The organism is Enterococcus sp. 3H8_DIV0648, assembly GCF_002140655.1.
In the GTDB taxonomy this organism is placed as follows: domain Bacteria; phylum Bacillota; class Bacilli; order Lactobacillales; family Enterococcaceae; genus Enterococcus_A; species Enterococcus_A hulanensis.
Genome location: NZ_NGLG01000001.1, coordinates 874,891 through 889,487, shown reverse-complemented (window position 1 = coordinate 889,487; position 14,597 = coordinate 874,891). Strand labels below are relative to the sequence as shown.

Sequence of the window (14,597 nt, the reverse complement as noted above, 5' to 3'; positions counted from 1 at the left end):
TTTTTAAAGCTTTTTTACCGAATCCCTTTCTACTAATGTTGGTTCATATAAGATATTTTCTTGCTCTCGACCTTCCTCGATCGTCTGAACTATCCAATCAGCAGCGTCACTGCCAAGCTGTTCTTTTGGGTGATTTAACGTCGTCAGTTTAATACTACCCATCTTACTTAAGGCTGAATTGTCATTTCCTACGATAGAAATATCTTCTGGTATCTTATACCCTGCTTTAGTTAAATGATCTGCCAAGCTGCTAGCAATTTGGTCGTTATAGCAAATAATACCAGTGATGTCTGAATTTTTTTCCAAATGTTTCAGCATCTCTTTGACCACTTGCCTTCGAGTCTCCGTTGTGTACGTTAAGATATCATCTGGCGCAAACTGAAGCCCGTACATTTCGCAGGCCTTTATGAAGCCTTTCATTCGATATTTACCTTGCAGATCATCGATTTTAGTAATAAGCATTAGATTTTTATGATTGTTTTTGATCAATAGTTCGGTCGCTAAAAATCCGCTTTGCGTATCATCGACACAAATAAAAGGCGCGCTGATTTCTTCGTAGACCGCATTGATCATAACCAATGGAATTCCTTGTTCCTTCAAATTAACATACAGAGCCAGATTAGGGTTGTACTGATTGCTCTTCGTTGGTTCTACAATCAGTCCTTGAACTCCTTGACTGATCATCTTTTCAATACATTCTCTTTCCTGTTGATAGTCATTATTTGTGCTCGCCAATAAAAGAGAGTACCCTTTTTCACTTAGATTTTTCTCAATCCCTCGAATAATCGATGGGAAAATATAATCCGACAGATAGGTAGTAACAACGCCAATCGTTTTATTATTAGTACGCATTATTCCTTCTTGTTTATACTTCACATCAACATATGTCCCTGATCCCTTTTCTTTGCGAAGAAATCCTTCATTGACTAGCAAAGCAATCGCTTGACGAATCGTATGTCGACTGACTTGATAGTCCTTCTGCAAGGTTAATTCTGGTGGAATTGTTGTATCTGCAGGAAATTCACCAGACAATATTTTTGAACGGATTTCATCCGCAATAATTTGATATTTTGATTGATTCATATGATAGTCCTCTCCGAATTTTTCCATTATCTTGTATACAGAGTACCAGAAAGTGCTGTAACTAGCTATATATGTCCGAACAAATTAGCAGACTTTTTTGCTTTTCCATACAAATAAACAGGACTAACTCTTCTCATTTGGGTTAGTCCGTTCATTTTTCGATTCTTGAAAAATAACTTAGATATCTTCAAACCTAATTATTCACACTGAATTTAAACGATCAACTATAAAACAGCTTTAAATTAATATCTTGATCATGATTTCCGAAATTTTTTCCATAGATTGTACAACCACCAACATTTTTGGCATCTTCCTTAACTTCGACTCTAAGCGTCCAAAGTTGCGTTTCTGATAAAGGAAAATCGGTAATCCGAACATCAGAGAGTGGTTCGCCTTCCATATAAGTTCCATGTGCCATTATACGAATTGTTTTTAAAAGCCCATATTGATTTAAATTATCAGGATACCAACTAGGATTGTTCTTTCCTCTAACATCAGAAAAATCACCTGGTGAAGTCCATGTACCTAACTCTTTCCCATTATTATTAGAAAAAGGAAACTCAGAAGCAATTTCTAATGAAATCTCCAACATTTCCAACTGACTTTCTTCTAAAAGATTTGGAACCTGATATTCAATAAATCCCTGAGTAAACCAAAGTATCTGAGCATCCATCCGCTTGGGATCCATAAAGTATTTGGGATGATCATTGACTCCGATAAAGTCCTCGGATGTGGCTAAGCCACAGGGAGGAGTGATTTCATAATTTGTATATTGCCCAATTGGGATCGAGGTTTCCAAAGTCTCATAGGCAGTATAAATTTTTTCTGGAAAATTGATATTGATCGCATCAACCTTCAGACTTGAGACTTTTGATCGGCCTTGTCTGTCTGTTGCGATTAAGCCGGCAGTTTCCAACTTTTTTACATGCATAGTGACAATTGCACTACTCAGGTTCAACTCCGAGGCCAGCTCTTTCACGCTTAATTTATTTTTTGACAGCAGTTGAATAATTTTCAAACGCACGGAACTTGCAAGTGCTTCGTAAACTGGTAATGAAGCTTCAGAAATATCTAATTGCAAACGTCATCTCTCCTCTATAATTAGCAAGTACCTTAATGATAAATCAAATCACTGAAAAATCAACCTTTTATAATTAATATATTTATTAATTCAATTGGGATGATTGAAAAATAATTAATAAATTTATGTTGACATCTGCATCTTGATTGGATTAATATGTGTGTGTATTGAAAAAGCGCTTTCTCTTTACCGGTTTTAAAAGAATAGATGTGTATAAGAGACAGCTCGTGGGCGGTCATTTATGGTTACTTGACTCTTTGGCTAGAACAAGTCGCCGACCTTGGAGGAACAGAAGCTGGACTAGTCTTTTCATTGATGGCAGGAATTTCACTGATCTTCCAACCAATCTTCGGTATTTTATCAGATAAGTTAAAATTCAAAAAAACATTGTTGGCATGTATCGCCCTTAGTGCGCTATTTATTGGACCTTTCTTCCAATGGCTTCTTTTACCATTGCTAAATATTAATTTATATTTAGGCATCGCTATCACTGGTTTATATTTGAGCTTCGTACTAAATGGTGGTGTTGGCGTTGTTGAACAATATATTGAGCGAGCAAGCTGGGTAAACAATTTTGAATATGGTCATTCACGTATGGGTGGCTCTCTTGCTGGTATCACAGCGACTTTAGTAGCCGGACGATTGTTTGTTTGGAATCCCACAGCAATTTTTTGGGCATGTTCCATCGCAGCAGCCATTCTGTCAATTTTGATTATCTTCTTTGATAAAGTGGAAGTTTCTGAAGTGGTTGAAGAAGTCGATCAAGAGGAAACAAAATTAGACAAGAAAACAATCTGCTCAATTTTTAAACAGAAAAATTTCTGGGCATTGGCTTTGTTCTACATTGGTGCAGCGGCAATTTATGATGTCTTTGATCAACAATTCATCGTCTATTTTAAAAGCTTTTTTGAAACCGCAAACACTGGAACGATCGTCTATAGCTATATGGCATCTGCTCAAGTTGGCTTAGAACTACTACTTATGATCCCAATGCCTTACATTATCAATAAGATTGGTGCAAAACGTGGATTGATCATCTTTGGCTTTATTACTTTCATTCGTATTTTTGGAAGCGCTGTTGCGCCTAATTATCAACTTTTGATTGTCTTCCGCATTATGGCTGGACTAGAAATGCCATTATTATTGGTCTCTATCATGAAATATATCGCAAATACCTTCGACCGCAGATTATACGCAACGATCTACATGCTAGGTTCCAATTTTGCAAAACAAGTATCTGTATTTATTTTTTCAACGGTTTCTGGAAGACTTTACGATTCTATCGGCTTCCATCAAACCTACTTACTACTGGCTGGTATTGTCTTTGTTATTACCATTATCAGTGCCTTTACGCTAAAAAATGATCATAAAGAGGAAAAGGAAAACACTGCAACTGCAGATGTTATATAATCGACTAATTGGAGGAAATGAACTATGCAAACACAACCTTATAATAATCCGATCGTATTGGAGCGTGCAGATTCTTGGATTTATAAACATACCGATGGGTACTATTATTTTATGGGGTCTGTTCCAGGCTATCAAACTTTAGAGCTTAGAAGAGCCTGCACGATTAATGGCTTAGGCAATGCAGAACCAGTAACCATTTGGCATGCTCATGAAATTGGCAATATGAGCAAACTAATTTGGGCACCAGAAATTCACTATATCAATAACAAATGGTACATTTATTTCGCGGCAAGCGATCATAGTGAGATTCGTGACCGCCACCATCATCATAGAATGTTCGTTTTAGAAAATGAAAGTGCTGACCCGTTTGAAGGCCAATGGATTGAAAAAGGCCAAGTTAAAACACAATTTGAAAGCTTCAGTTTAGATGCTACGGCTTTTGAACATAACGACACCTTGTATTATGTTTGGGCACAATTAGATCCTCGGATACCTGGAAACTCGAACCTCTATATTTCTGAAATGGAAAATCCATGGACTTTAAAGGGAAAACAAACATTGCTGACAATCCCTGAATTTGATTGGGAAAAAATCGGTTTTTGGGTAAATGAAGGTCCTGCTGTTATTAAAAGAAATGGTAAGATTTTTATCACCTACTCTGGGAGCGCCACTGATGAAAACTATGTAATGGGACTTTTATGGGCAGATGAGAATGATGATCTGTTAGATGGCTTTTCTTGGAAAAAAAGCCCAACACCTGTTTTCGTATCATCAGAAAAAAATGGACAGTTCGGGCCTGGACATAATTCCTTCACTCGCAATGAAGACGATACAAAAGATGTTCTTATTTTCCACGCTCGTCCAGAAAAAAATAAAGTCGGCGACCCGTTAGATAATCCCAACCGGCATGCGAATGCGCAAATTTTTGTTTGGGATCAAGAAGGATTCCCAGATTTTGGCGAACCTGTTGCCTACAAAGAAACTATTTCGCTTTAAATGCAACACGCATGGAAAATCTCCATGCGTTTTTTTGTACGTCTTGAAAACTACTTGCTCTGCGAGTGGTTCCGGAGAGCCTCCAGCGTGGTATTAAAAGACCTCCCAAAATTGATAAGCGGATGTTGGTTTCCCGACAACATCGCAATCAAATTTAGGAGGCCCCTTTATGAAAAAGGATACTGAAAGTTTAGCACATACAAAATGGAGATGTAAGTATCACATCGTGTTTGCACCGAAATATCGAAGACAAATTATCTATGAAAAATATAAACAAAGTATTGGAGAGATTCTACGAGAATTATGTGACAGAAAAAAGTAGAAATCTTGGAAGCGAATGCGTGCAAAGATCACATTCATCTTTTAGTAAGTATTCCCCCAAAACTAAGCGTGGCACAATTTATCGGATATTTGAAAGGGAAAAGCAGCTTGATGATTTTTGATCGACATGCAGAGTTGAAATATCGATACGGAAACCGAAAATTTTGGTGTAAGGGATATTTCGTGGATACGGTAGGAAGAAACAAAGAGCAGATAGCAGAATATATTCGTAATCAAGTACAAGAGGATTATGTAGCAGATCAACTCACATTGTTTGAAGAATATGATCCGTTCACAGGAAAGAAAAACAAGAAGAAGTAGAAAGAGATTCTTTTAGAATCAGCGAGTAAACGTGGTGCGAGAGGGATATCTTTCAGTAAGCCTTTTAGGCTATGGCCGGTAATAGAGGCTTTCAGCCGAAGAGCAAACCACCCGTTCACACGCAATGTCATTAACTTAAGCATCTTGACAAATAAACACTAGCTTCGTTTGAAGAATTGTTCTTCAAACGAAGCTAGTGTTTTGTCTGTTATAGAATCGGATACACGACTAAATAAGCTACTTGATAGATAACGTCATTAATAAGTATATCTATAAGATCGCCTAGATTTGTTTATAGTGTGATGCCTTGTAGCTATTCGATCAGGACGAACTGGAATAAGGTGTTGTTTAATTAGTTCACTCATCCGTTCTACCGACTCATGGCGTTTTTCTGGAGTATTCCCAAGGATTGATTGAATGAAATAGGTTTTAACGACCCCTATAGAAATACTGATATTTCGCCTCATTTCATGCTTATAGCGTTCTTGTGGGATTCCTTCTGTTTCATTTAATTCAATTATATAAAGCATAATTAAATTGTATAGCCAGACACAACAATAAATATCTTGGCGAATCAACCAGTCTCGAATTCCACTAAACTCTTCCAGCTTCATTCGATTTTTTAAAATATTATAGGCGGTTTCAATTTCCCATCTTAAACGATAAAGTTCCTTCAATCCTTCCAAAGAAAATTCATCGGGTGTTAGATTTGTCAAAAGCAACTCATCATAAGTCTCGCCGGTAGTTCCTCTGACTAGAGGGATTTTTACGAAGCGCAAAGTGTAGGTAGTATTCATTAATTTTGTTCGAAAAGAACGATTTTCTCGATACTTATTCGTTTCTACACGATTAAATTGAACATCAACGGTTCGATCTTCTCCAGAAACAAGCGTTCCTGTGTAGCGCTTTAGGTTCTGTTTATCCATACGAATGATAAACTTTTGATTATTTTCTATCATTTGATCAATTAATTTCATAGAGAAGTAGCCTCGATCAAAAGTAGTAATGGTCGGTTGTCTAAGAATTTTTTTAAGTTGGTTGAGGTGTTGGGACGCACACTCACGCTCGCTGAATTTATAAGGTTCAATGCAAGTGTCGAGCGCGACCTTATTGATACAATCATAGAGAAGAGAAATTTTTGCCATCACGGTACTAATCGCTTGATTCGGTTTATTTACACCATAAATTTCGATAGTTTCTTCTGTTGAGGGCAAAATAATATCTGAACTATCGATCGCTGTGACAATGTATCCATTCAATTTCACTAACTTATCGTCGTATTTTTCATAAGCCATTGAGAGATAGTCTTCCATCATCAAGTGAAGTGCTTTTGGGTTAAACTTCATTCGTGCTTTATAAAAGGCGACAGTTGAAACGTCTAATGGTTTGTTTTGTACAGAGTAAAAGTTGAGAAGTTCTGAAAATTGCGACAAGCCTTTTTGAGAAAACATTTGAAGCATCAGCTTAAGTGGCGTTGTTTTTCTTTTTCGAGTGAAGGCACGAGGATTTCCTTCTCGAATATCTTCTAAAAAAATTGTAGGAGCTTCTTCGATAAATTCATAAAAATCATCCCACATCATCATTTTCAGTACCTCCTCCGAAATTATCAATCTTTTACTTAAAGTATAGCTTGAAAAAGCAGAAAAGAAGTATAAATCTGCAATACATGCAAATTTATACTTCTTCATGAAAGTCAACATGCTTAAGTTAATGACATTGCGTTCACACGGGTGGTTTTGATTAATTCGAACACTTCTTCATCTAGACAACTATTCCATAAAAAAAAGACACCTCCTATTGAGATGTCTTAATCACATATTACTCATATTGCTTTTCAATAAATTGATTCGATTTTGTCAACTTTATTTCTTTTTCGGTTCGTCTTCATCCATTTTCAGCACAGCCATAAATGCTTCTTGTGGGACTTCAACTGAACCGATTTGTTTCATGCGTTTCTTACCTTCTTTTTGCTTCTCTAACAATTTACGCTTACGAGAAACATCCCCACCGTAACATTTAGCTAATACATTTTTGCGCAAAGCCTTAATATCAGTACGGGCAACGATCTTCGTACCAATCGTTGCTTGGATCGGCACTTCAAATTGTTGACGCGGAATTAACGTCTTCAATTTATCAACGATTGCGCGACCGCGCTCTTGAGCGAACTCACGGTGAACAATAAAACTCAGGGCATCGACTTTCTCCGCATTCAGCAAGATATCCATTTTCACTAGACGGCTTTCACGATAATCAGCCATTTCGTAATCTAATGATGCATAGCCTTTCGTGCTGGATTTTAATTTATCAAAGAAGTCAAACACGATTTCCGATAATGGGATATTGTAGACAACATTCACACGATAATCATCTAAATAATCCATGGTGATAAATTCGCCACGTTTACGCTGTGAAAGTTCCATGACAGCACCTACGTATTCATTTGGGACCATGATATTGGCCTTCACAAATGGTTCTTCAACGTTTTGAATTTTTGATGGGTCAGGGAAATCAGATGGATTGTCTACCACTAATTGAGTGCCATCGGTCAGGTTCACATGATAAATAACTGATGGCGCAGTCGTGATCAGTTCCAAATTGAATTCACGTTCCAAACGCTCTTGAACCACATCCATGTGCAGCAAGCCTAAGAATCCGCAACGGAATCCGAAGCCTAACGCTTGGGAAGTTTCTGGTTCGAACTGTAATGCCGCATCGTTCAGCTGTAATTTTTCTAAGGCTTCACGCAAATCATTATACCGAGACGTATCGATCGGATACAAGCCGCAGAATACCATTGGATTCATTTTGCGATAACCATCCAACGCTTTTTCTGCTGGATTATTAGCAAGTGTAACGGTATCCCCGACACGTGTTTCCTGAACAGACTTGATGCTGGCAGTAATATATCCAACATCGCCTACCATTAAGTAATCCCGTTGAACAGCTTTTGGTGAGAAAACACCAACCTCTGTTACATCAAAGGTTTTCCCATTACTCATTAGTTGAATTTTATCGCCTGGGCGAACAATTCCATCAGTGATGCGGACATTCAATACAACGCCGCGATAGCTGTCATAAATCGAGTCAAAGATCAAAGCCTTTAACGGTGCTTCTAAATCCCCGCTTGGAGCCGGAACATTTGTGACGATTTGTTCTAAAATCTCACTGATACCAATCCCTGTTTTTGCACTAGCTAGGACAGCATCTTCTGCGTCGATTCCAATTACGTCTTCAATTTCTTTACGGACTCGCTCTGGATCAGCAGCTGGTAAATCGATTTTATTGATGACCGGCAGGATTTCCAAATCATTATCTAAAGCTAAATAAACATTGGCTAATGTTTGGGCTTCGATTCCTTGAGCCGCATCTACAACCAAGACTGCACCTTCGCAGGCAGCCAAACTCCGTGAAACCTCATAAGTGAAATCGACGTGTCCAGGAGTGTCGATCAGATGAAAAATATAATTCTGTCCATCTTTTGCAGTGTAATGTAGTTCTACCGCATTTAATTTAATTGTAATTCCGCGTTCACGTTCAAGATCCATTGAATCTAACAACTGCTCTTGCATTTCACGGGAACTTACGGTATTAGTTTGTTCTAAGATCCGGTCAGCCAGTGTCGACTTGCCGTGATCGATATGCGCGATGATCGAAAAGTTCCGAATCATTTTTTGGCGTTTCTGCATTTCTTCTATATTCATCAAAGTTCCTCATTTCTTTTAATCAGCACTGTCAATTATACCAACGTTTCTAATAGAAAAAAAGTCTTTTCACCTATTTCCCAAAGTCGGTAAGAGAAAAATAATCCTGCTTTTGCTATACTTAGAATATAAACGAGAAAAAGAGATCAGATTGCCCTCTTTACTCTTGCGTTAAAAGGGTTTTCTCTATTAGAGGGCATCTGTGATTAAATTCAGTAACAATATCTAGGAGATGAAAGAATGGATAGTGACTTTAAGAAACAATTAGTCTTGAAGCCCGTTGGTGAAGAACATTTGGCTCAGTATGATGAACTGCTCAGCTATGTTTTTCAAGTAACAGAAAGCGATATTGAAAATAGCGGATACGAAAACAAGCGTGAAATGGTCCGCGCGAAGAAACCTGTTTTGGAGCAATCAAAGGTTTTTGGCTGGTTTCACGATGAGAATTTGATTTCTCAAATTGCTATTTATCCTTGCGAAGTAAATATTCATGGGAAACTTTTTCAAATGGGCGGTGTAACAGGTGTCGGTACTTATCCAGAGTATGCCAATCATGGATTAATGAAGGATTTGATCGAGAAGGCCTTGATCCAGATGCGTGAAGACCAGCAATGGATTTCCTACCTATATCCTTACAATATTCCCTATTATCGGCGCAAGGGCTGGGAAATCATGTCTGACAAGCTCAGCTTCAAGATCAAAGATACGCAGTTGCCTAAGCAAGTTGAGGTGCCTGGTATCGTGGAACGTAAAGAAGTTGACGATCCAGATGTATATCAAGTTTATCACGAATTCGCCTTGAATAATCATGGGGCGATGATCCGCAAAGAGTTGAACTGGGAAGAATATTGGCGGTTTGAAAATGAGGAAGAACGTATCGCCGCAATTTATTATGATGCGAATAAGCGGCCGACTGGTGTCCTTTTTTATTGGATCTCTGACGAGGTTTTCCATATTAAAGAAATGTTTTATTTAAATCAGGAAGCGCGAAACGGTTTATGGAATTTTATCAGTGCTCACTTTTCAATGGTTTACTGGGTCAAAGGCGATATTTTCAAAAATGAACCGCTGTCCTTCCTGCTTGATGATAGTGAGATTACAGAAACAATTGCGCCGTTTTTCATGGCGCGGATTGTCGACGTTAAAGAATTTTTATTGGAATATCCCTTTGAAAAACCTGTCGAGCCTTTCTATTTTGAAGTCGATGATCCGATCGCTGAGTGGAATAATGGAATTTTTGCACTCAGTTGGAATACTGATAGTGAGTTGACTATCTCTGATCAACCGAAAGGCAGACGTATTAAACTTAACATTCAAACCTTGACTTGCATGCTGATGAATTATCGCCGGGCTGCGTATCTTGCTCGGATTGAACGGCTGGACGCGGATAAAAAAGCAATTGAACTATTAGAAACAACAATACCTGATATGGAGGCTTATTTTAGTGACTACTTCTAAACATATTTATTTTGCTGCACCGTTATTTGCACAAAGCGACCTATTGTATAATCAACACTTAGTAAAAAAAATTCGTGAAATTGATGCGGATCTGACGATTTATCTACCACAAGAAAATGCGGGTATCAATGACAAATCAGCCTACGCTGACAGTAAAATGATCGCTCTGGCTGATACTGAGGAGGTCTTGAAGAGTGATCTCATGGTGGCCCTGCTGGATGGTTTGACGATCGACGCCGGTGTCGCTTCTGAAATCGGCGTGGCCTACGCAAAGGGAATCCCGATCATCGCTTTATATACCGACTCTCGCCAGCAAGGTGCGGAGAATCAACAGAAAATTGCCGCATTACAAACTCCAGCTGAAAACCAATTTCATTATTTAAATCTTTATACTGTTGGACTGATTAAGTTGAACGGTACGATCGTCAGCGATGAAGAAGCATTATTGAAACAAATCAAATCTTTCTTAGAAGGTAGTGATTTCCGTGACTTATAAAAAATATCGAATGGCGTTACTCATTTTCGGCGCTCTTTGTCTACTGTATAATATTTTTGAATTTGCAACTGGTAAATATTCAACTAAGCAAGGTGTGATTTTTGTAATCGAGTGTTTAGCAGGGATTGCATTGATTTTTTTACCAGAAATAATAGAAAAGTTATTCAAAATTGTTTTACCAGAAAAAATCGTTTATTTCTATTGGTTCTTTTTAGTCATCTCAGTCTTTTTAGGAACTTCTCTGCACATGATCTCGATCATTTCTTTTTGGGATAAAATTCTGCATACCGTTAGTCCGATGGTCTTGACCGCATTAGGTTATGGCTTAATCGGCTTCTTGATGAAGGATGCCGATATCAGCAAAACATCTCCATGGTTATTCCTGCTTTTCGGTTTTGCCTTTGCTGGCGTTTGCGGTGTCTTCTGGGAGTTTTGGGAGTTTCTCTGCGACACTGTAGCGGATATGAACCTTCAACGCTATGCGACATCAGCGGGTGAATTATTAGTCGGACGAGCTGCATTGATGGACACGATGGGCGATCTTTTGACCAACACGATCGGTGCAGTCCTAATGGGAATTTACGCGCGAGTTCAAAGCCGCGGAAATGCTGCTTATTTTGAAGAGTATCGCTTAAAGAAAGTCAAAAAGTAAAAAAAGATTCAAAACCGAAATTTCGGTTTTGAATCTTTTTTTTTATTTATCATCAGGATGTACGTTTTCCTTCATCGTATAAGAAGCTAAAGTTATTTTGATGATCCCTGTCCGTTTTAACATGCCTTCAGGTATTTCATCAAAAGGCGCTCCCTTAGCAGCATGGTCCATCAAAATATGCAATGCTCGTCTTTTCTCTTCTAGTTCCTCAATTATTTCGGCTTCGCCAAATCCAATCAAACTTTGATAAGCATAAGAATAACTCGACGCGTTCAATGTTCCTTGAACTAGCTTGTGATTGCCATCCATCTCGATGGCTACTTTAGGGTCGTTTTTGATCATAGATACTTTTTTTCCTTCACTGGCTCCATGAACAAAAAGGGTTAATTTTTCTTCCTCCCACTCATACCCAAAATTTACAGGCACAACATAAGGATAGTCCTCCCCGTTCAATGCGATTCGTACTACTTGCGATTTCTCTACTAAATTTTTGATTGCTGCTAGATCTGTTACCTGTCTTTTTTTTCTGCGCATATCCTTACCTCCATCTATCCAATTCCTTCTTCTAATCATAATAGATTAGAATTCAAAAAGAAATCTTTTTTTTAGTTAAAAAAACTGAAAATTGATAGACTGCGGTTTGTCTTTTTTAGTAGTAAAAACCTTTTCTAATCAACGATTTTCCTCTTTTTTTGTGTGATTTTTTGTACTAAAATAGCTACTGTAATTAAAATGAAAATTTGCTGAAAAATGAAAGGCGTGTCGATTTTGATTGAAACTGTCGTATTTGATATCGATGATACTATTTACGATCAACAAGAACCATTTCGCAAGGCGGTCCAAAAATTATTTCCTTTAGTAAGTGAAGAAGATATGCTTCCACTTTATACTCGTTTTCGTGTCCACAGTGATGCGAACTTCAACAAAGTAATCACCCAAGAATGGACTTTGGAGTATATGCGTTCTCATCGCATCAGCCAATCTCTGAAGGATTTAGATTATCCTCATATCACTGATGAAGAATCCCTAATCTTCCAAGATGTTTACGAAGCAGAACTTGATGCAATCACCATGCACTGTGAAATTGAAAAAACACTAGAATTTTTGAAAAACAAAAAAGTTCCCATCAGCATCATCACCAACGGTCCAACAGATCATCAGTATAAAAAGATTTTGCAGTTAGGTCTATTGAACTGGGTCGATGAGGACAACATCATTATTTCCCAAGCAACCGGTTATGAAAAACCTGATGTAGAAATTTTTGACCTAGGCAAGAAGCAGTTTGACTTGAATCCTGAATGTTCTTTATATGTCGGCGACAACTTTCATAACGACGTGATTGGTTCTAAACGAGCGGGGTGGCAATCTCTTTGGCTAAACCATCGCAATCGTCAATTACCAAAAGGAACCTCGCAAATTCACGATATCGAATTAACTTCTTTCGATCAATTATTACCGACTTTCCAACATATTTTTGCATAAACTAAAGACCCGGAGAACATTCCGGGTCTTTTTATTAGGCTAGATAAAGCGATTGACTGCCCATTTTCTTATAGGTCTTTTCAAAATCACTGCGCTTTACAATTCGATTTTTATAACCGTAAGGATCATTCACATAAACATTTTCATCATCTACACCGGTGATAACTACCGCGTGACACAATGGTGAGACGGTAACTTCTCCGCTCGTCGTTTCCCAAATCATATAATCACTGTTTGTAGGAATTTCATAGTTAACAGTTGTGATCACCCAGACAGGTGTTCCAGCCTGAACCAAATCTGCTAGCTCAGAAAATGACGTATCACTGCTGGCAGCGACCTTCTGCCCTTCCTGAACTACTTCCTCAGCCACCTCCGCAATCGGCTCAACAGCGACTCCCATTGCATCATAGCCTTCATAGATATTTCCTACGAAGCCGTCATGAGGATTTCCGCGAATACCCTCAGCTTCATTTTCGTAAACCGGAACATAATTCAACAGCTCAGCTAAATCATTCTTATTCGTGTCATAATCATAATAGTTTAACAGCATTGATAACGCTGTGATCTCACAGCCGTTTTCAAGAGGAACAGAGCCGGTATTTTGGTTTTCTATCGGAACGTCTATTAATTGTGTTTCTGTGCTCTCTTTATCGGCAAGTACGATTTCTGCCTGATCAGCTGCATTTACTTCGCTGCTATCCACTTCCGATTGCTTATTTTGATAAAAAAAGATCAAGCAGCCGCCACAAAGGATACAAATGAAACTCGTCCATTTTATTAAGCGTTTGATTTTAATCACCTCGTTTTGTTGTATTCCAAGGCAAGTTTCTCAAAGCTAGCTTAAATGAACCTAAAAAAGATGTCGAAAATCATTAAGATTTTCGACATCTTTTTTATTGATGATCTTCATCGTATTCCATTTTGCGGTATTTTTCCATCTTCTTGCTGAACAACACACCATTTGAAGGCGGTGTATAAGTGATGGCGTTGGCTCCCGCTTCGATCGTTTGCTCAATCGTCTCTTCATCTGGTCCGCCAGTCGCGATGATCGGCAGCTCTGGATATACTTTTCTAAAGTGCTTAACGGCTTCAACCGTATCTTTTCCAGCACTGATATTGATTATATCCACACCAGCCGCCAGTTTTTCTTCGATTTTTGAATACTTCGATGTAACTGTCGCAATTACCGGAACATCTACAACGTCATAGATTGCTTGGATCGTTTCTACTGGGGTCGGTCCGTTTACTACTACCCCTAAACTACCTTGAGATTCCGCAAACATCCCCATATAGGCCGAGCGCGCTCCATGAGTAAGACCGCCTGCAACACCGGAAAACACCGGAATATCGGCGGCTTCGATAATACTTTTGGTAATTGCCGGATGTGGCGTAAAAGGATATACAGCTATTACTGCATCCGCATCTGTGTTTCGGATAATTGCGATGTCGGTCGTAAAGATTATCGAACGAATTTTTTTACCAAAAATGCTGATTCCTGATGCTTCTTGGATTACTTTTGGTACACGTACAATATCTTGTCGCAATTCAGTCATAATTTCAGGTACATATTTCTCTGCCATTCAAACTCATCTCCTT

13 protein-coding genes and 1 pseudogene are annotated in these 14,597 nt (G+C 38.4%); 7 read left to right on the top strand and 7 right to left on the bottom strand.

Translation table 11 applies throughout. The features are described 5' to 3' along the window. Nucleotides 1–3: 3 nt before the first annotated feature. Together A5875_RS04125 and A5875_RS04120 are read right to left on the bottom strand one after the other, a co-directional pair. The gene (locus A5875_RS04125) at nucleotides 4–1,083 is read right to left on the bottom strand and encodes a GntR family transcriptional regulator (protein ID WP_088932431.1); all 1,080 of its coding nucleotides are present in this window, start codon (nucleotides 1,081–1,083) and stop codon (nucleotides 4–6) included. 220 nt (nucleotides 1,084–1,303) lie between these two features. Continuing rightward, nucleotides 1,304–2,164, bottom strand: a complete 861-nt coding sequence (locus A5875_RS04120) for an ArsR/SmtB family transcription factor (protein WP_088932430.1) — start codon at nucleotides 2,162–2,164, stop codon at nucleotides 1,304–1,306. Between the two features lie 207 nt (nucleotides 2,165–2,371). On the opposite strand from A5875_RS04120, the gene A5875_RS04115 reads away from it, so the two are divergent. The 3 genes and pseudogenes from A5875_RS04115 to tnpA all read left to right on the top strand — a co-directional run bounded on the left by A5875_RS04115 (nucleotide 2,372) and on the right by tnpA (nucleotide 5,212). Next, on the top strand, nucleotides 2,372–3,574 hold the full coding sequence (locus A5875_RS04115; RefSeq protein ID WP_088932429.1) for an oligosaccharide MFS transporter: 1,203 nt from the start codon (nucleotides 2,372–2,374) through the stop codon (nucleotides 3,572–3,574). A 24-nt stretch (nucleotides 3,575–3,598) separates the two neighbouring features. Then, nucleotides 3,599–4,570, top strand: coding sequence for a glycoside hydrolase family 43 protein (locus A5875_RS04110; protein ID WP_088932428.1), 972 nt, complete (start codon nucleotides 3,599–3,601; stop codon nucleotides 4,568–4,570). 169 nt (nucleotides 4,571–4,739) lie between these two features. Then, a pseudogene (gene tnpA, locus A5875_RS04105) lies at nucleotides 4,740–5,212 on the top strand (IS200/IS605 family transposase). Nucleotides 5,213–5,469: 257 nt separating this feature from the next. On the opposite strand, the gene A5875_RS04100 reads toward tnpA, so the two are convergent. Together A5875_RS04100 and lepA are read right to left on the bottom strand one after the other, a co-directional pair. Beyond that, nucleotides 5,470–6,795: an IS4 family transposase gene (locus A5875_RS04100; protein ID WP_088932427.1), complete on the bottom strand. Its 1,326-nt coding sequence runs from the start codon at nucleotides 6,793–6,795 to the stop codon at nucleotides 5,470–5,472. Nucleotides 6,796–7,074: 279 nt separating this feature from the next. Next, complete coding sequence (gene lepA, locus A5875_RS04095) at nucleotides 7,075–8,913, bottom strand: translation elongation factor 4 (protein ID WP_088932426.1); 1,839 nt, start codon at nucleotides 8,911–8,913, stop codon at nucleotides 7,075–7,077. Nucleotides 8,914–9,153: 240 nt separating this feature from the next. Between lepA and A5875_RS04090 the strand changes: the two genes are divergently transcribed. From A5875_RS04090 to A5875_RS04080, 3 genes are read left to right on the top strand one after another with little or no spacing between them, the layout of a single operon-like run. After that, entirely contained in the window at nucleotides 9,154–10,371 is a 1,218-nt protein-coding gene (locus tag A5875_RS04090) for a GNAT family N-acetyltransferase (RefSeq protein WP_088932425.1), read from the top strand. Beyond that, entirely contained in the window at nucleotides 10,358–10,867 is a 510-nt protein-coding gene (locus A5875_RS04085; protein ID WP_088932424.1) for a nucleoside 2-deoxyribosyltransferase, read from the top strand. Before A5875_RS04090 ends, A5875_RS04085 begins: the two co-directional genes overlap by 14 nt. A gap of 10 nt (nucleotides 10,868–10,877) precedes the next feature. Beyond that, on the top strand, nucleotides 10,878–11,519 hold the full coding sequence (locus A5875_RS04080; protein WP_171004915.1) for a hypothetical protein: 642 nt from the start codon (nucleotides 10,878–10,880) through the stop codon (nucleotides 11,517–11,519). A gap of 42 nt (nucleotides 11,520–11,561) precedes the next feature. Here the strand turns inward: A5875_RS04080 and A5875_RS04075 are convergent, their stop codons facing one another. Next, the gene (locus tag A5875_RS04075) at nucleotides 11,562–12,053 is read right to left on the bottom strand and encodes a pyridoxamine 5'-phosphate oxidase family protein (protein WP_088932422.1); all 492 of its coding nucleotides are present in this window, start codon (nucleotides 12,051–12,053) and stop codon (nucleotides 11,562–11,564) included. 216 nt (nucleotides 12,054–12,269) lie between these two features. Between A5875_RS04075 and A5875_RS04070 the strand changes: the two genes are divergently transcribed. Then, the gene (locus A5875_RS04070) at nucleotides 12,270–13,001 is read left to right on the top strand and encodes an HAD family hydrolase (protein WP_088932421.1); all 732 of its coding nucleotides are present in this window, start codon (nucleotides 12,270–12,272) and stop codon (nucleotides 12,999–13,001) included. A gap of 34 nt (nucleotides 13,002–13,035) precedes the next feature. Here A5875_RS04070 and A5875_RS04065 read toward each other — a convergent pair whose 3' ends face one another. Together A5875_RS04065 and A5875_RS04060 are read right to left on the bottom strand one after the other, a co-directional pair. Continuing rightward, entirely contained in the window at nucleotides 13,036–13,737 is a 702-nt protein-coding gene (locus A5875_RS04065; protein WP_176244614.1) for a C39 family peptidase, read from the bottom strand. A 157-nt stretch (nucleotides 13,738–13,894) separates the two neighbouring features. Then, complete coding sequence (locus A5875_RS04060) at nucleotides 13,895–14,581, bottom strand: hydrolase (RefSeq protein WP_088932420.1); 687 nt, start codon at nucleotides 14,579–14,581, stop codon at nucleotides 13,895–13,897. Nucleotides 14,582–14,597: the final 16 nt, after the last annotated feature.